15 protein-coding genes and 1 tRNA gene are annotated in these 18,606 nt (G+C 65.1%); 9 read left to right on the forward strand and 7 right to left on the reverse strand.

Features of this window, described 5'->3' with window-relative positions; translation table 11 throughout:
* Positions 1-1,736: 1,736 nt before the first annotated feature.
* From zwf to CR492_RS15695, 5 genes are all read left to right on the forward strand, one after another.
* Positions 1,737-3,209, forward strand: a complete 1,473-nt coding sequence (gene zwf, locus CR492_RS15675) for a glucose-6-phosphate dehydrogenase (RefSeq protein WP_102844678.1) — start codon at positions 1,737-1,739, stop codon at positions 3,207-3,209.
* 123 nt (positions 3,210-3,332) lie between these two features.
* Complete coding sequence (edd, locus tag CR492_RS15680) at positions 3,333-5,144, forward strand: phosphogluconate dehydratase (protein WP_102844679.1); 1,812 nt, start codon at positions 3,333-3,335, stop codon at positions 5,142-5,144.
* A gap of 88 nt (positions 5,145-5,232) precedes the next feature.
* Positions 5,233-5,877 (forward strand): bifunctional 4-hydroxy-2-oxoglutarate aldolase/2-dehydro-3-deoxy-phosphogluconate aldolase, encoded by a 645-nt coding sequence (gene eda / locus CR492_RS15685; RefSeq protein ID WP_102844680.1) that lies wholly within the window; start codon positions 5,233-5,235, stop codon positions 5,875-5,877.
* 84 nt (positions 5,878-5,961) lie between these two features.
* A complete protein-coding gene (locus tag CR492_RS15690) occupies positions 5,962-6,627 on the forward strand; it encodes a class II aldolase/adducin family protein (protein ID WP_245412115.1) in 666 nt (221 codons plus the stop codon).
* Positions 6,628-6,831: 204 nt separating this feature from the next.
* Entirely contained in the window at positions 6,832-7,101 is a 270-nt protein-coding gene (locus CR492_RS15695; RefSeq protein WP_146030300.1) for a hypothetical protein, read from the forward strand.
* A gap of 69 nt (positions 7,102-7,170) precedes the next feature.
* On the opposite strand, the gene CR492_RS15700 is transcribed toward CR492_RS15695, so the two are convergent.
* The 5 genes from CR492_RS15700 to CR492_RS15720 all read right to left on the reverse strand — a co-directional run bounded on the left by CR492_RS15700 (position 7,171) and on the right by CR492_RS15720 (position 12,944).
* Positions 7,171-7,244, reverse strand: a tRNA-Gly gene (locus CR492_RS15700).
* Positions 7,245-7,361: 117 nt separating this feature from the next.
* Complete coding sequence (locus tag CR492_RS15705; protein WP_102844683.1) at positions 7,362-8,237, reverse strand: 4-(cytidine 5'-diphospho)-2-C-methyl-D-erythritol kinase; 876 nt, start codon at positions 8,235-8,237, stop codon at positions 7,362-7,364.
* A gap of 117 nt (positions 8,238-8,354) precedes the next feature.
* Positions 8,355-10,262: a tetratricopeptide repeat protein gene (locus tag CR492_RS15710; RefSeq protein ID WP_245412116.1), complete on the reverse strand. Its 1,908-nt coding sequence runs from the start codon at positions 10,260-10,262 to the stop codon at positions 8,355-8,357.
* Between the two features lie 247 nt (positions 10,263-10,509).
* Positions 10,510-11,814, reverse strand: coding sequence for a cell wall hydrolase (locus CR492_RS15715; RefSeq protein ID WP_245412117.1), 1,305 nt, complete (start codon positions 11,812-11,814; stop codon positions 10,510-10,512).
* A 116-nt stretch (positions 11,815-11,930) separates the two neighbouring features.
* Positions 11,931-12,944, reverse strand: a complete 1,014-nt coding sequence (locus CR492_RS15720) for a polyprenyl synthetase family protein (protein ID WP_102844684.1) — start codon at positions 12,942-12,944, stop codon at positions 11,931-11,933.
* Positions 12,945-13,097: 153 nt separating this feature from the next.
* On the opposite strand from CR492_RS15720, the gene CR492_RS15725 reads away from it, so the two are divergent.
* Entirely contained in the window at positions 13,098-13,322 is a 225-nt protein-coding gene (locus CR492_RS15725) for a DUF2007 domain-containing protein (RefSeq protein ID WP_102844685.1), read from the forward strand.
* Positions 13,315-14,088: a tRNA1(Val) (adenine(37)-N6)-methyltransferase gene (locus CR492_RS15730; protein ID WP_102844686.1), complete on the forward strand. Its 774-nt coding sequence runs from the start codon at positions 13,315-13,317 to the stop codon at positions 14,086-14,088. Before CR492_RS15725 ends, CR492_RS15730 begins: the two co-directional genes overlap by 8 nt.
* A 12-nt stretch (positions 14,089-14,100) precedes the next feature.
* Here the strand turns inward: CR492_RS15730 and CR492_RS15735 are convergent, their stop codons facing one another.
* Complete coding sequence (locus CR492_RS15735; RefSeq protein ID WP_102844687.1) at positions 14,101-14,382, reverse strand: hypothetical protein; 282 nt, start codon at positions 14,380-14,382, stop codon at positions 14,101-14,103.
* A 309-nt stretch (positions 14,383-14,691) separates the two neighbouring features.
* Between CR492_RS15735 and CR492_RS15740 the strand changes: the two genes are divergently transcribed.
* Entirely contained in the window at positions 14,692-15,639 is a 948-nt protein-coding gene (locus CR492_RS15740) for a glycine--tRNA ligase subunit alpha (protein WP_102844688.1), read from the forward strand.
* A gap of 9 nt (positions 15,640-15,648) precedes the next feature.
* Here the strand turns inward: CR492_RS15740 and CR492_RS15745 are convergent, their stop codons facing one another.
* The gene (locus tag CR492_RS15745; RefSeq protein WP_180982577.1) at positions 15,649-16,218 is read right to left on the reverse strand and encodes a hypothetical protein; all 570 of its coding nucleotides are present in this window, start codon (positions 16,216-16,218) and stop codon (positions 15,649-15,651) included.
* A gap of 179 nt (positions 16,219-16,397) precedes the next feature.
* Here CR492_RS15745 and glyS point away from each other — a divergent pair, with 179 nt between their 5' ends.
* Entirely contained in the window at positions 16,398-18,584 is a 2,187-nt protein-coding gene (glyS, locus tag CR492_RS15750) for a glycine--tRNA ligase subunit beta (protein WP_102844689.1), read from the forward strand.
* Positions 18,585-18,606 lie beyond the last annotated feature (22 nt).

Below are 18,606 nucleotides of genomic sequence, written 5' to 3' on the forward strand. Positions count from 1 at the left end.
TCCGTCGTCGGCAGCGTCAGATGTGTATAGAGACAGCTTCCTCCTCGGTCTCGTCGATATGCGCCACGATATGATGCACGGCGCGCGGGCTTTCCGGCGCCGGGCCGCCGTAACGCGCCTCGATCAGATCATAGACCAGCCGCGCCGCCTGGATCTCGCCGCCTTCCGGCCGGCCGGCCTTTGCCGTGGGGGTCCAGCCGTAAAGGTCGAAATGCGCCCAGCTTTTCGCGCGGCTGACGAAGCGGCGTAGAAACAGCGCGGCGGTGATCGAGCCGGCGAACGGGCCGCCGCCGACATTGTTGAGGTCGGCGATCTTGCTGTCGAGCATCTTGTCATAGGCGTCCCAGAGCGGCATGCGCCAGACCGGGTCCTGCGCCGCGCCGGCGAAGCGGGCGATCTCGGCGGCGAGTCCCTCATCCGCCGTGTAGAAGGGCGGCAGATCGGGGCCGAGCGCCACCCGCGCCGCGCCGGTCAGGGTGGCGAAGTCGATCAGGAGATCGGGCGCGTCCTCATCGCCAAGCGCCAGCGCGTCGGCGAGAATCAGCCTCCCCTCGGCGTCGGTATTGCCGATCTCGACGGTGAGGCCCTTGCGGCTGGCATAAACGTCGCCTGGCCGGAAGGCGTCGCCGGAAATCGCGTTTTCGACGATCGGCAGGATCACGCGCAGGCGCACATTGAGGCCGGCGTCCATGATCATGGAGGCGAGCGCAAGAGCGGTTGCCGCGCCGCCCATGTCTTTCTTCATCATCAGCATGCCGGCCGACGGCTTGATGTCGAGGCCGCCCGAATCGAAGCACACGCCCTTGCCGACAAGGGTGAGCTTTGGCGCCGCCGGATCGCCCCAGCAAAAATCGACGAGGCGCGGCGCGTCCGCCGACGCGCGTCCGACGGCGTGGATCAGCGGCAGGCCGGCCGCGAGCAGCGCTTCGCCCCGCGTCACCGCGGCGCCCGCCTGATGCTGCGCGGCGACGGCGAGCGCGGCCGCCTCCAGCGCGGCGGGCCCAAGATCATTCGCCGGCGTGTTGATGAGGTCGCGCCCGAGCGTCACGGCGGCGGCGATTCGCTCGATTCGCGCCGCGTCGACGCCGGCCGGCGCGCAAAGCTGCGGCGCGTCCTTGGCTGACGCCGGCCGGTAGCGCCCGAATTTATAGGCGGTCAGCAGCCAGGACAGTGCAGCAAGGCTTGCATCATGCGGCTCATTGGCGAAGCGGTAGAGCCCCGGCGGCAGCGCGCCGGCGAGTTTGCCCGGCAAAAGCAGATCCTTGCCGGCGGCGGATTCCTCCTCGATGGCGAAGATGACGGCTGCGGCCGCGCCGCTCGCATCCGGCAAGAGCTGCGCCGATCCCGGCTTCGGCTCGAAATTCGAGGCTTGCGCAAAAGCCGCGGCAGTGGGAGGCAGAGCGCCGCGAATCTGCGGCCAGGTCGAGGCGGAGACAAAAAAGATCGGCAACGCCGCCTCGGAAGGTTCATGCAGGCGAGACATCAAAAACTCCGCAAAGCCGCAAGACCAATGAAATCCGGCGCGCCGGCTGTCTGAGCGTTAGCGTTTCGCATCTTCCTTGCAAAGGAAAAGCTGTTGCCGTCCGGCGCGGGCCGCCAGTAAATCGCACGATCTTTGGGCAATGGCGCGCCAGGCTTGAGCATGATGGCCCGCGTAGCTCAAGGACGTGGGACCGGATCGTTTCTTGCTAAGTTCTGGTACAAAGGGTTGAGGCGTTGAAAGGAACGGGCGGGCGATGGTTTCTCGCATAGTTAAAGTCGATCCGTTCGATATTGTCGTTTTCGGCGGCACCGGCGATCTGGCCTACCGGAAGCTCTTTCCGGCGCTGTTCCGGCGCTTTCTTGACGGGCAATTTTCGGAGGGCACCCGCATCATTGGCGCGTCGCGCCATGATTACGACGCCGAATCGTTCAGGCAGACCGTCAACAAGGCGTTGCGGCAGTTTTCGGCCGAGGCCACGAAAGATTCCGCTGTCGATGCTTTTTTAGCCATGGTCGATTACGTCAGCCTCGACATCGGCTCTGACGCCGGCTGGGACGTGCTCGGCGCCAAATTCCCGGAAAACGCCACATTCGTCCGCGCCTTCTATCTCGCGACAGGGCCCGACCGCTTCGGCGCCGTCGCGGCGCAGCTCGCCGCCTATGGGCTGATCACGCCCGGCGCGCGCATCATCGTCGAAAAGCCGATCGGCAAGGACGCCGTCTCGGCCGCGAAAATCAATGACGCGCTGGGCGCTGTCTTCGCCGAGAGCCAGATCTACCGGATCGATCATTATCTCGGCAAGGAGACGGTGCAAAATCTGATGGCGCTGCGTTTCGCCAACGCCCTCTTCGAGCCCTTGTGGAATTCCGCCCATATCGACCATGTCGAGATCACCGTCGCCGAATCGATCGGCGTCGAGGGACGCGGCGCCTATTATGAGACCTCCGGCGCGCTGCGCGATATGGTGCAGAATCATTTGCTGCAGCTTCTCTGCCTCGTCGCCATGGAGGCGCCGGCCGCGTTCGAGGCGGATTCGGTGCGTGACGAAAAGCTCAAGGTGCTGAAGGCGCTGGCGCCGATCGATGCCGGCAATTATGAGGCGTGCACCGTGCGCGGACAGTATCGCGCGGGAGCCTCCGCGTCCGGCGCGGTCGCCGGCTATCCGGAGGACGTCGGCAATCCGGGCACGCAGGTCGAGACCTTCGTCGCCTTGAAGGTGAATGTGAACAACTGGCGCTGGGCCGGCACGCCGTTTTATCTGCGCACGGGCAAGCGATTGCCCAAACGCGTCTCCGAACTGATCGTCTCGTTCCGCAATGTGCCGCATTCGATTTTCGCGCCGGACGTCAAGATCCTGCCGACGCGGCTCGTCGTGCGGCTTCAGCCGGATGAAGGCATCAAGCTCTGGCTCATGCTGAAGGAGCCGGGCGCCGGCGGCATGCGCATGCGTCATGTGCCGCTCGACATGGATTTTGCCAAGGCCTTCCAGATTTATGCGCCGGAAGCCTATGAGCGTTTGCTGATGGACGTCATACGCGGCAACGCCACTCTGTTCATGCGCCGCGACGAGGTCGAGGCCGCGTGGCGCTGGGTCGATCCGATCCGCGAGGCGTGGAACCAGTCGCCCCTGGAGCCGCGTTTCTATCTGGCGGGCACGTGGGGACCGGCGTCGGCCACCGCGCTGGTCGAGCGCGACGGACGCAGCTGGTACGAAGAGACGAGTTGAGCGCGCCGCGCTTGGCTCCCGAAAGATTGCAGACTTTCCGCATCGGGATCATGCATTAAGTCTTCGGGACGAGCGGCGCCACGGCCGCAGCGCGATCACGCGCCAGGGAGATCGAGAGGCCTCATGGTTCAGGAAACAGTCGCACGCGTGACGGCCCGCATCATTGAGCGCAGCCGCCCGACCCGCGAAGCCTATCTTTCGCGCATGGAGGCGATGGCCCGCAAGGGGCCGCGCCGCGGCGCGCTCGGCTGCGCCAATCTCGCCCATGGCTTCGCCGCTTGCGGCGTCCACGACAAGGCCGAACTGCGCGCCGATATCGTGCCCAATCTCGGCATCGTCACCGCCTACAACGACATGCTGTCGGCGCATCAGCCCTATGAGGGTTTTCCCGCCATCATCAAGCAGGCCGCGCGCGAGGCGGGCGGCGTCGCGCAGGTCGCCGGCGGCGTGCCGGCCATGTGCGATGGCGTGACGCAGGGCCGCGCCGGCATGGAGATGTCGCTGTTCTCGCGCGACGTCATCGCGCTGTCGGCCTCAATCGCGCTGTCGCATGACATGTTCGACGCCGCGGTGTTCCTTGGCATTTGCGACAAGATCGTGCCCGGCCTTGTTATCGCGGCGCAGGCCTACGGCCATCTGCCCGCCGTCTTCATTCCGGCGGGGCCGATGCCCTCCGGCATCTCGAATGACCAGAAATCCAAGGTGCGGCAGCTCTATGCCGAGGGAAAGGTCGACCGCGCCGAACTTCTCGAGGCCGAAGCCGCCTCCTATCATTCAGCCGGCACCTGCACCTTCTATGGCACGGCGAATTCGAACCAGATGCTGATGGAGGCGATGGGCCTGCATCTGCCGGGCGCCTCTTTCGTCAATCCAAACACGCCGCTGCGCGATGCGCTCACCGCCGCCGCCGCCAAGCGCGCGCTCGCCATCACGGCGCTTGGCAATGAATATACGCCAGCCTCGCAGATCCTCGACGAGCGCGCTTTCGTCAATGGCGTCGTCGCGCTGCATGCGACGGGCGGCTCGACCAATCATGTGATCCATCTCGTCGCCATGGCGCGGGCCGGCGGAATCATCCTGACGCTGGCCGATTTCGGCGAGTTGTCGCAGGTCGTTCCGCTGCTGACGCGGATCTATCCGAACGGTTCGGCCGACGTGAACCATTTCTCCGCGGCCGGCGGCACCGGCTATCTGATCGGCGAGCTTTTGAAGGCGGGCCTGCTCAATCCGGACGCCAAAACCGTGACCGGCGCGCCGGTCGCCGATTACGCCAAGGAGCCCTATCTCGACAATGGCGAATTAAAATTCCGCGACGCGCCGTCGGCCAGCCTCGATCCTTCCGTGCTGCGTCCGTTCGGCGAGCCCTTCTCCGCCGATGGCGGGCTCAAGGTGCTCTCCGGCAATCTCGGCAGCGCCGTCATCAAGATCAGCGCGGTTGCGCCCGAACGCCATCTGGTGCGCGCGCCGGCGCTGATCTTCCATGCGCAGGAGGAAGTCGAGGCGGCGTTCAAGGCGGGCGAACTCAACCGCGATTTCATCGCCGTGGTGCGCTTCCAGGGCGTCAAGGCGATCGGCATGCCGGAATTGCACAAGCTGACGCCGATCCTCGCTTCGGTGATGGCGCACGGGCATCAGGTGGCGCTGGTGACCGACGGGCGCATGTCGGGCGCGTCCGGCAAGGTGCCGGCGGCGATCCATGTCTCGCCGGAGGCGCAGGCGGGCGGCCCGATCGGCAAGATCCGCGCGGGCGACATGATCACTCTCGACGCCGCGGCGGGAACGCTTATGGTCGAGATTTCGCCGGAGGAATTCGAACGCCGCGAACTCGCGACCTGTGATCTCGAGGCCTATGAACATGGCTATGGCCGCGAACTGTTCCACACTTTCCGTATGGTCGCGAGCGGCCCCGAACTCGGCGCCAGCAGCATCAGCTGAAGCGCTTTTCGCGCCGCGCCGCCCTCCGCCCGCGCGCCTCGCGGCGCGTCTCGCCCGCCCATCATCTTGTTTTTGAAAGACGCAGACCATGGCCTATAAATTGACGGAGCAAACCCTCGCCCTGATGAAAATGGCGCCGGTCATTCCGGTCATTCAGGTCGAGGACGCCGCCGACGCGATGGCGCAAGCCAAGGCGCTGATTTCGGGCGGCCTCATGGTTCTTGAGATCACCCTGCGGACGCCTGCCGCGCTGAAATCGATCGAGATGCTTGCGCGCGTGTTTCCAGAGGCGATGATCGGCGCCGGCACTATCCGGGACGAGGATCAACTCCTCGCGGCCGTCGGCGCCGGAGCGCGCTTCCTCGTCAGCCCCGGCATGCCGCCTGCGCTACTCAAGGCCGTCAAGAAATCGCCCGTGCCGATTCTTCCCGGCGTCGCGACGGCCACAGAGGCGATGACGCTCCACGACAAGGGTTTCCGCTGCATGAAATTCTTTCCGGCCGAGCCCGCCGGCGGCGCCAAATATCTGTCCTCGCTCGGCGGTCCCTTGCCCGACCTCATCTTCTGTCCGACTGGCGGCATCGATATCGTCAAGGCCAAGGCCTATCTCGCACTGAAGAACGTCGCCTGCGTCGGCGGCTCCTGGATGGTCGCGCCCGCGCTGATCAAGGCGGGCGACTATGCTGCCGTCGAGCAGCTCGCCAGGGAAGCCGCGGAACTGCGCGCGGCCTGATCCGGCGCAGACGCTTTCTCCGGCGCTTGCCTGCCCGCCCGGGCCGGGCCATGACACGCCCGCATCATGCGGAGAGGGCTTTACTTGGAAAAGCGCGGCGAATTTGCGGTCCGGCTGGCGATCATCGAAGGCTGCCTCTCTCTCGCACGGCTCGGCGTCAATCAGGGAACCGCCGGCAATATTTCGGTCCGCTGGAACGGCGGACTGCTGATTACGCCCTCCGGCCTGCCTTATGACGAAATGGGCGCCGACGATATCGTCTTCATGGCGATGGACGGATCGTATCGTCATCCGCTCGCGCCTTCGTCCGAATGGCGGTTTCACCGGGATATTCTGGCCAGCCGGCCGGAAGTCGGCGCGGTCGTCCACGCCCATCCGGTTTTTTGCACGGCCTTCGCCATGTGCCGGATGGAGATTCCGGCTGTCCATTACATGATTGCGGCGGCGGGCGGGCCAACCATCCGCTGCGCTCGCTATGAGAGCTATGGCACGCCGGAACTGTCCGAAGCAGCGCTCGAGGCGCTTGAGGGGCGCGCCTGCGCGCTTCTCGCCAATCACGGCATGATCGCGACAGGGCCGACTCTTGCCGAAGCGTTGTGGCTCGCTGTGGAGACGGAAACGCTCGCCCGCCAATATGCCGCAGCCCTGCAGATCGGCGCGCCGGTCATCCTCGACGACGCGGAAATCGCCAGAACGGTCGAGAAATTCAAGGATTACGGCCTGCGCCGGCGAAGCAGTCGGGACAGTTGATCCGAAAAGCGCCGAACAGGCAGAGAAGTTTCCCCTGAGACAATTTGGTGCGTTGCAGAAGAAATTGTTGCGCTGCAAGCTACGCATAAGTTCAGGCGCGCAGGATGATTGGACTGGCGCGCCGGAGCGCGCTCAAACGAGCGGCGGGCGCCGTCTCGCTGCAAGGCGGCAAGCGTGGCGGCCGCCGCGGAAGGAGGCTTCGTTATGATCCGATCCAGAATGGAAAAAGCGGGACAGCTTTCGCGTTTTTCGCTAGCGGCGCTGTTGTCTCTGGCCTGTACGATCACCGGCGCGTTTGCAGAAGACGCAATCATGCTGGAGCGAATTGGGGCCGTCCGTTTCATTGCAAAGGCGGAAGGATATGCGGTCGATCCCGCGCAGCGCTCGGCAATTTTTCGGCTGCAAGGGCGTCGCCTCTCAGCCGAACAGGCTTCGCTGATGGCCCCGCCTGACACAGCGCCGGCGCGCCGCTAAAGCCTGTTCCGATCAAGGCGGACTCGCGCCGATCGCGGAGTTTTGCCCGACCTGCCGGATCAAAAAGCGTGGAGCGGGCGAAGGGAATCGAACCCTCGTATGAAGCTTGGGAAGCTTCCGTTCTACCATTGAACTACGCCCGCGCGCCGAAAAGCTTTAATCGGTTGGCTGGCGCAATTCAATGGCTTCGACGCCACGTTGCGGCCCCGGCCGCCCGTTTACCGCTCGACGAAACAGCGAAGATGCGGGCGCCGGGCGCATCAATTCAAGACGCAGCTTTTGACCCACCAATGCGGGTGCGCGCGCAAAATCGCCTTGCGCGCCCGGGCGGCGGATCGGCAATCCTTGAACAGCGCGAAGCAGGTTGCCCCCGAGCCCGACATGCGCGCGAGTTTTGCGCCGGGCGCGGAGCCGAGGATCGAGAGCACGTCGCCAATGATCGGCGCAAGCCGGCAGGCCGCCGGCTCCATGTCGTTGCGGCCCTTGGCGAGAGCTGCGAGCAATTCTTCCGGCCCCATGCCGGACGCAAGCTTGGGATGGCCGCCGAAATCGGTGCGCGCGCCCGGCGCGATATCCATTCGCTCGAACACGCGCCGCGTCTCCAGCGGCTCATTCGGATTGACGATGAGCGCGACGAGCGGCGGCAGTTTCAGGACCGGGCCGAGTTCGTCGCCAAAGCCGCGCATCATGCGCCCCCGGGCGGCAAGGCAGACCGGCACATCGGCGCCGGTTTTCCGCGCCGCGGCTTTGAGCCTTGCATCGTCGAGCGCAACGCCATTGGCGCGGGCGAGCAGACGCAGCGCCGCGGCGGCGTCGGATGAGCCGCCGCCGATCCCGGCCGCGACCGGCAGGCGCTTTATGAGATGAAATGCGCCGAGCCGCGCATCCGGGATCGCCTCAGCGAAATGGCGCGCCGCGCGCAGCACGAGATTGTCGGCGACCTCGCCCGCCGCGGGCGCCGTCGGCCCCTCGATCGCCAGCGACAAATTCTCGCCTTCGATCAGCGCGAGCTGGTCGCCCGTGCGCGAAAAGACGACAAGGCTCTCAAGCTCATGCCATCCGTCGGCGCGGCGGCCGAGGATATGCAAAGTGAGATTGATCTTGGCCGGGGCGCGTTCAAACAGAGCGAGAGGCAAGGGTTTTCGCAGGGTCGAAATGAGGTGGGACGAAGGGCCGGAACGCCGCGCTTGTGCGCCGACCGAGGCGGGGTGATGCTAGGGAAGGCCGGCCGGCGATCGTCGAAGGGCGGCCGTTCAGCCGCCATTTTCTTTCGACGCCGCCTGATCCTTCGGATTGGCTTCGGCGGCGGCGGGCTGGGGATCGTCACTGAGGCCCTGCTGGATCTTTTGCAAAATCCTGACCTTGTCATCCGGCTCCGGCCCGAGGTCGCGCGCGTGGTTCCACTGGAAATGCGCTTCGAGCTTGCGCCCGACTTTCCAGTAGGCGTCGCCGAGGTGATCGTTGACGACGGGATCGGCCGGCTTCAGGTCGATGGCGCGTTCAAGCTCCTTGACCGCGTCGTCGTAGCGGCCGAGCTTGTAATTCGCCCAGCCGAGACTGTCGACGATATAGCCGTCGGTCGGATGCAGATCGACCGCCTTGTGCAGCATGGCGAAGGCCTCGTCGAGATTGAGGCCCTGGTCGACCCAGCTGTAGCCGAGATAGTTGAGGATCAGCGGCTGATCGGGAGCGAGCGCCAGCGCCTGTTTGAAATCGGCTTCGGCGAGCGGCCATTGCTTGTCGCGCTCATAGGAGATGCCGCGGAAATAATAGAGCGCCCAGCCGGCCTTGCCCGTCTTGTTGACCTCTTCGATCGCCTTTGTGTAGGTCGCAATGGCGTCGGCATATTGCTTATGCGTGCGCTGCAGATTGCCAAGCGCGGCCAGCGCCTCGCCATTGCTTGGATGCTCGCTGACGATGCGCTTCAGAAAGGCTGAGGAATCCTCGGAACGGCCGAGCGTTTCAAGGATGAGGCCGGTCTGGATGTCGGCCGTGATGCGCTGCGGGTCCTTCTCGGGGACGAGCGCATAGACGTCGATCGCCTGCTCATTCTGCTTGATGCGCTCATAGAGGTCCGCGAGCGTGATGATGGCGAGACTGTTTTGCGGCGCGAGATAGAGCGACAGCCGCAGATAGATCATCGCTGCGAGTTCGTCGCCCTGGCGTCCGCCGGCGGCGCCAAGCCCGTAAAGCACTTCCGCGGCGCCCTGTTCTGGCGTTTTGACGACGAGGTCGAGCGGCTTGCCGGCCTTGAGATCGGCCAGCGCGGCGACGATGCTCGGATGGCTCGGAAGGACCTGGTCGAAATCGACATAGACGGCCATCGCCTGCGCGACATCGCCCCGCCGCGACAGGAAGCGGGCGTAGGCGTCGGCGAGCCGCAACGTGTTCTTGTCGGCCTGATAGGCGGCCTTCAGCCGGCGCGTGGCCTCTGGCGTATTGCCCGCGACGCTGGCGATGAGACCTGCGTGATAATCCCGGAAAACGCCGAAATTCTCGTCACGCAGACGGTCGGCGAACTCCAGCGCCTTTTTCTGATTGCCTTCGCCAAGATAGGCCCAGGCGGTCAAGAGGGTCGCCGTAATGTCGCGCTGCTGGCCCGGGCCGCCGCGCATGAAATGGGCGCGGGCGGCGGCGAATTGCCCTTTCTTGATGGCCTGCACGCCAAGGACGAGATGGGCGAGGGTATTGTCCGGCTCGCGCACGACGAGCCGCTCTGCGAGGCTGATCGCCTCCGGCATGTTGCCGTTCGATACAGCGGCGACGAAGGCGCGCTCGATCAGCTTGGGATTGTTCGGATCAAAGCGCAGCGCCTCGCGAAAGAAGGTCGCCGCCGCCACCGTGTCGCGTTCGGCTCCAGCGACCAGCGCCGCAAGGTAATTGCCGGCAGGGCTCTCGCCGACCTCGAATGGCGTCGCAATGGCGAAATTATCGCGCGATCGGGCTTGCGCCGAGGCGAAGGTCGCCGGCGTCAGCACAATCAGCGCTGCGGCGAGCACGAGCCGGGGCAAGCTCAGACCCCGTCCCGGCAGAACAAGGCGATCCGTCAAGCCTTTCGCGCGCTTGGCGAGACCGAGGGCCGAAGAATTCGCGCCTCTTGTCTCGATCTTGTTCTGGCGCGCGATATGGGACTGGCGCGCGGCGTTGGCTTGAAGCGACATGCGTTGCTGTTCCGTGCCTGTGGCTCGTCTAGAAGGGATTGGCGGCGATTTTCGCGCGCCGAACATGGCCGTTTTGCGCCTGCGAGGCAAGCTCAGGCGACGCTGCAAGCGAGGCGCATTCTTGCGACCAACTCATCGGCCGGTTCGCTGGCTCTTTACAGCCCTCATGCGATCAAATCTTCGCGCTTTCCATGCGCGTGATCAAGGGCCGATTCCCGCGGCGGCGTAAATTCGCCAATATAAGGCCTCATGTCTGGCCCGGCCGCAGTTTGTAAAATATATGATGCCCGATTACGTCCATTTTTTCAAGACGGCGCGCCCAGCGCGGGCGGGCGTAATTCGCGTGGTAATGCGTCGCGGCGCCGACATCGGCGACATAGGTCGCGCCCGTCGTCACCTCATTTGCGATGCGGACCGCCGAGCGCCAGGCCTCCGGCTCGGAGACGCGTAGCGCCCGGCCTTCGCAGGCGAAAGAGAATTGGCAGGCGTTGCGGCGCTGGCGGTTCTGATAGACGACGCCGCAAATGGTCGGCGGGTAGAGGCCGCTCGAGACCCGATTCAGCACCACTTGCGCGACCGCCGCCTGTCCCTCATCCGATTCGCTGCGCGCTTCAAAATAGATCGCCTCGGCGAGGCAGCGCTGTTCCTGTGCGCTCCAATTATGGTCGGCGAGCGCGGCATAGGCAGGCGCCCCGGAATTGGGCGCGCTGGAGCGAGGCGCGGCGCTTGTTTGATCCTGCGCGCTCTGCGCCGGCTGCTCCGGCTCGACCGCGGCGACTTCAATCGGCGTCGAATCGGCCGCGGCAGGGGTCGTCGAGCTTAGCGCGTCGGCGCGGCGCACGGCCGGCGTCGCCCCCTGCATCAGCCGTTCATTGACCGAGGCGGGGCGCATCGTCAGGGCGCTACGCTCCGGACGCGGCGAGGAATCGGCAAGAGGCGGCGTTGTCGTCGGCGTTTCCCCGTCCGGCCATGGCTCGAAGGCGGCGACGCTGTCAGGTCCCGCGAAGCCGGACTCCGACGCCTCGAAGCCGCCCACTGGCCAGGCGTCTTCATGCTCGAACAAGAGATCATGCGCGCGCAGATTGGCGAGGCCGCCCTCGCGCCGAAGACGCGCGTCAAATGTCGGGCGGAGGCCCACGGCGGGATCGCCCTTGCCGGCGCGCGCGATCGTCGGCGCGGGCGTGGCGTTATGCTTGCGATCGGCGCGAGGCTCAATTTCGTCCGCAAGCCGCTCGTGGCGACCGGCGTTTTCCGCGAAAAGACTGGCCTCGCGCAGGAAGCGCGGCGCATTGGCCCAGGAAGCTGAGGATTCATCGGCGGAGACGCCGGCCGTCGCTCCAAACGCTCCGCCGAGGCTGGCGATCTCCTGCGGAATCAGATCGCCGGGCGCGGCGGGCGCCCGCAACGACAGCGGAGCGAGCGAGGCGCCGGTCACCGCTTCCTGGCCGGCGTCGGCCGGGATCGAAACAGCGAGCGCCGCCCCGAGCCACCAGGGAGCGATTACGCCTGCCGCCCAGCCAAATCGCGACCTGCCCAATAGCGACCTGCCCATGCCTTGACTACGCTCCCTCGCTGCCGCCGCCGACGAAGACGTTGGCGCGAGCAGCCAAAGGAACTATTGGCAGTTAAGCTTTAAATTGGATTAAAGGGCCGCTGATGCGGCGTTCATCAAAACGCCCGGCTGACGCAGAAATCGACGACATTGCCGAGGGCGAATTTCCATGGCGAGGCCGGAAACAGCTCCAGCGCGTCGCGGGCCATCGCGCCATAATGGCGCGCGCGTTCGACCGTATCCTCGAGGGCGCGATGCTTGTGCATGGTGGCGATGGCGATTTCGAGATCGGAATCGGCAATCTCGCCACGCTCGAGCGTGCGCCGCCAGAAATCGCGCTGCTCCGCGGTGCCGCGCCGGAACGACAGCACGACGGGAAGCGTGATCTTGCCCTCGCGGAAATCATCGCCGACATTCTTGCCGAGCTTGGCGGAAGCGCCGCCGTAGTCGAGCGCATCGTCAATGAGCTGGAAGGCTACGCCGAGGTTGAGGCCATAGCCGCGGCAGGCGGCGATCTCCGCCTTCGGGCGTCCGGCGAGCAGAGGGCCGACCTCGGCCGCCGCGCCGAACAGCGCCGCCGTCTTGGCCCGGATCACGGCGAGATAATCATCCTCGCTCGTCTCGGTGTCCTTGGCGGCGGAAAGCTGCATCACCTCGCCCTCGGCGATCACCGCGGCGGCGGCGGCGAGCACGTCGAGGCAAGGCAGCGAGCCGACCTCGACCATCATTTTAAAAGCCTGACCGAGGAGAAAATCACCGACGAGCACGCTCGCCTCATTGCCCCAGAGCATCCGCGCCGCGAGCTTGCCGCGCCGCATGTCGCTTTCATCGACGACGTCGTCATGCAGAAGCGTTGCGGTGTGCATGAATTCGACGGAAGCGGCAAGCTTGACATGGCCCGCGCCGCGATAGTTGCAAAGCCCCGCGGTCGCGAGCGTCAGCATCGGCCGAAGCCGTTTGCCTCCGGACGAGATGAGATGGTTCGCGACCTCGGGAATCATCGAGACGTCGGAGGCCGTGCGGCTGAGAATCGTCTGGTTGACGCGCTCCATGTCGGCGCTGACCAGAGCGACGAGAGGCTCGATGCCGGGTTCCGGCGTGTTCTCTTCAAGGGAAATGACAACGCCCAATTCGGATACTCCGCGCCCGCCCTCGCTTCTTAGGGCCGGACATCAGGTTTTTCAACTCGTTCGCGCCGCCGGCGCGGCCTTGCCCGGCGCGAAGCCGCGTGCAAGGTGTTTCAAAAGCCCGGCCAAGCCGGCGCGGCACGCAAGGGAATTTAAGTGCTCGAACTGTTGCGCACCAATGATATTGTGCTGATATCGCGCGTCGAGGCTTTGCTGCTGGATCTCGGCATCGGCGTTTTCGTCGCCGACGAACATATGAGCGCGCTTGAAGGCTCGCTTGGATTTCTGCCGCGGCGCATCCTCGTCATCGATGAGGACATCGAGGCTGCGCGCGCGGCGCTCGCCGAGGCGGGGCTCGCCGAGGAATTGAAGCGTGGCTGAGACGGCCGGGGCGCAGCCCGTTCGGGCCGACGCTTTTTTGGGCGGCAAGGTCACGTTGTACCAGAGCGCGCGCGGACACCGGGCCGGCACCGACGCGGCGCTGCTCGCCGCCGCTGCGCCGGCAGATTTCTCCGGGTTCGTTCTCGATATCGGCGCCGGCGTTGGCGCGGCCTCGATCGCGCTTGCCGCGACGCGTCCTGGCGCGCATATCGGCCTTGTCGAGATCGACGCGGAGGCGGCCGAGCTCGCGCGAAAGAATCTCGGGCTCAACGCGCTCGCCGAACGCGGCCGCGTGTTCGAGGCCGATGCGTTGTCGCCGCCAAGCCGCCGCGCCGCAGAGCTGGCCGATGAATCCGCCGATCTCGTGATCTCAAATCCGCCATTCCTCGATCCGGCGCGTTCGCGCGCTTCGCCGGATGAGGGGCGACGGCGCGCCCATGTGATGCGGGAGGGCGGCCCGGCAGGCGTTGCGGCCTGGCTGATCGCCTGTCTCGCGCTGACGCGACCGGGTGGATCCTGCATTTTGATCCACCGGCCGGACAGCCTTGCGGCGCTTCTGGCGGCCCTCGAAGGCCGCGCTGGCGGGGCGGTCCTGATGCCGATCCATCCGCGCGCGGGCGCCGCCGCGATCCGCATCCTGTTGCGGGCGCGCAAAGGCAGCCGCGCGCCGTTTTCGATCGTCCCCGGCCTGATCATTCATGATGAGTCGGGGCTCACCCCGCAGTCGGACGCCATTCATCGCGGCGAGGCTTGTCTCGATTGGTGAGATCTGGCTGCCTCACCAATAGCGATGCCAGTATCGACGATGATAGTAGGGGTGATAATATCTCGGATGATAGTAATATCTGCGATAATAGCGCCTGTGATAGTAAGGACGATAATAACGCCGGCGATGATAATAATAGGCTTTCTCGGTGGCCTGCGGCTCAGCGGGAGCAGCTAGCGCGCGAATTGCCGGCGCGGTTGCAACAAAACCTGACGTCGGCGCGGCTGCGGCGAGATCTGCCATCGCCATGGACGCTGTCAGCGCAGCGGCAACCCAGCGTTGCTTGAAATTCATCCGTATCTCCCAATAACTCTAATATAATTCAGTAACAATTGGAGCAATCGAAGAGGGCGACAAAAAAAATCGTGCATCCGATAATGATTTCGCGCAACGGAAAACTTTGCTGCTTTTGTAAACCCTAGCGTGACCCTGACAATGACATGAGCGCGGATGCTCGCAGGCGACGCGCATGGACCCACTCCGAATATGAAAAGGAAGCCCGGGTTTTCACTTTTCGCCGTCATGCTTTAGAGCATCACGCTCCAGCGCGCCGGCCGCTTGTTTGGCCGCGCGAGATCCCGACCAAACCACGCAGCCGCCATCATGACCGAAGTTCTCGACAAACCGGCGTCCCCGACAAACCTGCTCGACCCGGCGCGCTCCTTCCAGGGGCTCATCATGACTTTGCAGCGCTTTTGGGCGGAGCAGGGCTGCGTCATTCTGCAGCCCTATGACATGGAGGTCGGAGCCGGCACCTTTCATCCCGCGACGACGCTGCGCGCGCTGGGGCCGAAACCGTGGAAGGCGGCCTATGTGCAGCCCTCACGCCGGCCGAAGGACGGACGCTACGGCGAAAATCCCAACCGGCTGCAGCATTATTACCAGTTTCAGGTCATCCTGAAGCCCTCGCCGCGCGATCTGCAGACGCTCTATTTGCGCTCGCTGGCCGCGATTGGCGTCGACCTGAAACTGCACGACATCCGTTTCGTCGAGGATGATTGGGAGAGCCCGACCCTGGGGGCCTGGGGCCTGGGCTGGGAGTGCTGGTGCGACGGCATGGAGGTCTCGCAATTTACCTATTTCCAGCAGGTCGCGGGCGTCGAATGCGCGCCGGTGGCGGGCGAACTGACCTACGGGCTTGAGCGCCTCGCCATGTATGTGCAGGGCGTCGAAAGCGTATTCGACCTCAATTTCAACGGACGCGAAGGCGATGAGAAAGTCACCTATGGCGACGTCTTCCGGCAGGCCGAGCAGGAATATTCGCGCTTCAATTTCGAGGCCGCCGACGTCGCGCTATTGGCGCGCCATTTCCGCGACGCCGAAGCCGAATGCAAGGCGCTGCTCACGGCTGGAGAGGCCGGCGAACGCGCCCTCATCGTTCTGCCGGCCTATGATCAATGTCTCAAGGCGTCGCATCTGTTCAATCTGCTCGACGCGCGCGGCGTGATCTCGGTCACCGAGCGGCAAAGCTATATTTTGCGGGTGCGCGAACTCGCCAAGGCCTGCGGCGCCGCCTGGCTGAAGACAAGAGCCGGCGGCGCGGAAGACTGAGTCGAACGGCTAGCGGTGCATCCCGCCATGCATGCCGCCGCCATGAAAGCCGCCGCCGCCGGCGTGCCCGAAGCCGACGCTGCGTCCGGTGCGAAGGCCGCCGCCGTTGGCGTAGCCTGCATAATTTCCGCCGTTCCAGCGCTGGCCGCCTCCCCAATTGCCTTGGCGGTAGCCGTAAGCGGGCGCGCCGTAAGCATAGCCGCCGCCGTAATAGGGGCCCCCATAACCATAGCCGCAGCCATAATAGCCGCAATCATTCGTCGCGGCCGCGGCTGCGCCCAGTGATAGCGCGCCAAAGGCAAGCCCGGCCGCCGCTGCGGCGCCCGGATTGTAGCCGTAGTGGCGATAAGGGCGGTGGCCATTGTAGCGATAGTGGCGATTATTGTGGTAAGCGCCGCGCCCCCGATGGTGGTAAGCGCCGCGCCCATGGTAATGGCCGCGATAGGCGATGGTCTCGACTTGAGACGGCGCGGATGTCATGAGCGCCGCTGGCGCGACGCTCATCGGACCCGCTGAGGCCGCCGACGTTAGGGCAAGAACAAGGGCGCCTGATGCGGCGGTGAGAGATAATCTGTTCATGGCTGTGTCTCCCTTTGGCCCAGCTAACGTCGGGAGCGTCGCGATGTTCCGCCGCGCCGGCGTGGGCGCGGCTTCGGCGCGGTCACAATCAGTTTTTCCTTGGCGTGGGACGCATCAGCCCTTAGAGGCTGTCTGAAACGCCATGAGAGCCCCTGCGCCGGGCAAGACCCTTTGAGCCCATGCCCGATCTGCTTCTCGAATTGTTTTCTGAAGAAATTCCCGCCCGCATGCAGGCGCAGGCGGCCGACGATCTGAAGCGTCTCGTCACCGAGGCGCTGGCGGAAAAAGGCCTCTCCTATGAAGGCGCGGCAAGCTTTGCGACGCCGCGCCGGCTTGCGCTTCACGTCGCCGGCCTGCCGGCGCGCCAGCCCGATCTGCGCGAGGAAAAGAAAGGCCCGCGCGTTGGCTCGCCCGAGGCGGCAGTGCAGGGCTTTTTGAAAAGCGCCGGGCTCGCCTCGCTGGCGGAAGCCAAGATCGAGGTCGATCCGAAGAAGAAGACGGAATTCTATCTCGCTGTCGTCGAGCGTAAGGGGCAGGCGAGCCTTGACGTCCTCGCCGAAATCCTCCCCGCCGTCATCAAGCGCTTCCCCTGGCCGAAATCGATGCGCTGGGGCGCGGCGTCCGTCAGCCCCGAGGCGCTGCGCTGGGTGCGCCCGCTGCATGCGATCGTCGCAACGTTTGGGCCTGAAACAGAAGACCCCGAGATCGTGGCCTTTGCGGTCGGCGGCATTGAAGCCTCCGACGTCACCTTTGGCCATCGCTTCATGGCGCCGGGGCCGATCAGGGTCAGGCGCTTCGACGATTACGCGCCCGCCCTCGAAAAGGCCAAGGTGGTGCTCGACCCCGCGCGGCGGCGCGACATCATCCTGCACGATCTGCGCGATCTTGCCTTCGCGCAGGGGCTCGACCTTATCGAGGATGCGGCGCTGCTTGAGGAAGTCGCCGGCCTCGTCGAATGGCCGGTCGTGCTGATCGGCGAATTCGACGCAGGCTTTCTGGACATTCCGCCGGAAGTCATCCGCGCGACCATCCGCGCCAATCAGAAATGCTTCGTCCTGACGGACGCCGCGACGGGAAAGCTCGCCAATAAATTCGCGCTGGTCGCCAATATCGACGCGCCGGACGGCGGCCGCGCCATCGCCGCCGGTAATGCCCGCGTGGTGCGCGCGCGTCTGTCCGACGCCAAATTTTTTTGGGAGACCGATCTCAAGGTCCAGCTTGTGGACCGGCTGCAAAAGCTCGAGGCGGTGACGTTCCATGAAAAGCTCGGAACGCAGCGCGCCCGCATCGACCGACTGGTCGCTTTGGCCCGAACGCTGGCGCCGCAGGTCGGCGCCGATCCGGAGCTTGCCGCCCGCGCCGCGCTACTCGCGAAAGCCGATCTCCCTTCAGAAATGGTCGGCGAATTTCCCGAATTGCAGGGGCTGATGGGGCGCTATTACGCCGCCGCGCAAGGCGAGCCGCCGGAAGTCGCCGCGGCCATCGGCGATCACTACAAGCCGCAGGGGCAGACCGACCGCGTTCCAGCCGCGCCTGTAACGATCGCGGTCGCGCTCGCCGACAAGATCGACATACTCACCGGCTTCTGGGCGATCGACGAAAAGCCGACAGGCAGCAAGGATCCCTACGCGCTGCGCCGCGCTGCGCTCGGCGTCATCGCGATCATCCTTGAAAACGGGTTGCGCCTGCGGCTCCTCGACATTCTTGCGTCCCACAAGAAGATTGTGGACGACGATCTGCGTAAGCTTCAACTGGAACGGGCGCGGAGTGAGGGTGGCGATAGCCGTGCCATGACCGGCCAGGTCGGCCCCAATACAGTACCGGCCGAGCTGCTGGGTTTCTTCGCGGACCGCCTCAAAATCTATCTGCGCGAGCGCGGCGCCCGGCACGATCTGATCGACGCCGTGTTCGCTCTGCCGGGCCAGGACGACCTGACGCTGATCCTGCGCCGCGTCGAGGCGCTCGGCGCTTTTCTTGCGACGGAGGACGGCGCCAATCTGCTCGCCGGCTATCGCCGCGCCGCCAATATATTGCGCGCCGAGGAGAAGAAGTTTGGGGCTGATGAGGCGGCTTCTTACGAACAGCCCTTCGCGCCATCCCTTCTGACCGAGCCGGAAGAGCTGGCGCTGGCCGGCGCGCTCGCCCCCAACGGCGCTGAGCCGCCCTGGGCGGCGGCGATCCGCGATGAGGATTTCGAGGCAGCGATGAAAGCTCTGGCGCAGCTTCGCGCGCCGGTCGACGCCTTCTTCGAAAAAGTGACGGTCAACGTCCCCGATTCCGCGCTGCGGCTGAACCGCCTGCGCCTGCTGGCCGGATTGCGCCGCGCCGTCAATGGCGTCGCCGACTTCTCATCTATCGCGGGATAGTCGGTTCGCCTTGCTCCGGCGC

The organism is Methylocella silvestris, assembly GCF_002891535.1.
Lineage (GTDB): Bacteria > Pseudomonadota > Alphaproteobacteria > Rhizobiales > Beijerinckiaceae > Methylocapsa > Methylocapsa silvestris_A.